This is a genomic window from Vibrio sp. L85 (assembly GCF_963871815.1).
Classification (GTDB): Bacteria; Pseudomonadota; Gammaproteobacteria; order Enterobacterales; family Vibrionaceae; genus Vibrio; species Vibrio harveyi.
Genome location: NZ_CAWMYL010000170.1, coordinates 1 through 724, shown reverse-complemented (window position 1 = coordinate 724; position 724 = coordinate 1). Strand labels below are relative to the sequence as shown.

General features: G+C 47.9%; 1 protein-coding gene and 1 pseudogene. Both read left to right on the top strand.

The genetic code is table 11. The features are described from left to right. The first annotated feature begins 85 nt into the window (after positions 1–85). Positions 86–523 carry a hypothetical protein gene (locus AACR11_RS17325; RefSeq protein WP_050941021.1) on the top strand — a complete coding sequence of 146 codons (438 nt, stop codon included), beginning with the start codon at positions 86–88 and terminating at the stop codon, positions 521–523. Continuing rightward, positions 498–724 (top strand): annotated as a pseudogene (locus AACR11_RS17320) (hypothetical protein); the annotation flags it as partial. The gene AACR11_RS17325 and the pseudogene AACR11_RS17320, both read left to right, overlap by 26 nt.

The window sequence follows — 724 nt, the reverse complement described above, 5'->3', positions numbered from 1 at the left end:
GCCTGTTTGGGGTTGATAGTGGTTTTACTGTTTACCATTAAGCATCTACTGGTAACACCAAAACCAACGCAAGAGGAGCAGGGCAATGGATGAAACAACCGTTGAAATGAGTGCTGACAACCTTGCCGAGCTTGATATGTACGTTGCCGAGTTGCAATCGAGCACGTCAACCGAAAACCAACCGAATGGTAGCGCTGAACCTGAGTCCGAAGTCGATACCAGTGAAGCTTTCGATGCATTGGTTGAAACGGGGTTGGTCGTGGTTGAGCAAGCTGTCTCTATCCTCAAAGATATTGATTTCGCCTTTGATGAACGTGCTAAGCAAAGTGTTGTGAATGCGGCGCGACCTGTTGCGAAACAATATGGCGGGGCATTGCTTGAGCAGTGCGGCGATTACATGAACGTGATGACGTTAGCCTTGGCAATTTTGGGTTTGTGGTGGGCGTCGAAGAAACAAATCACGGTACTAGAGCTGCAAAAAGAAGAGGAGGAAAAGCGTGTCGCTAGTCGTAAATCCGATTAACTCTAATCCTTCTCACGATGCCGAGCATACCGTGTACTTAGGCGGTACAGGTAGCGGGAAAACCAGTGCGGTCAAATTTATGGGGTTAGTGCCTAAAAAGGCGCAAGCTCTGTTCTTTGACCCGTATCGAAATTACGCCGGGCAGAAATTCCACGGTCAAATGTGCCATGGTTTTTCTGACCCCGCTAAATTCATTAAAGC

Excerpts from the sequence above, each read along its gene's own strand:
- AACR11_RS17325 (WP_050941021.1), top strand. The coding sequence starts at position 86 with ATGGATGAAACAACCGTTGAAATGAGTGCTGACAACCTTGCCGAGCTT.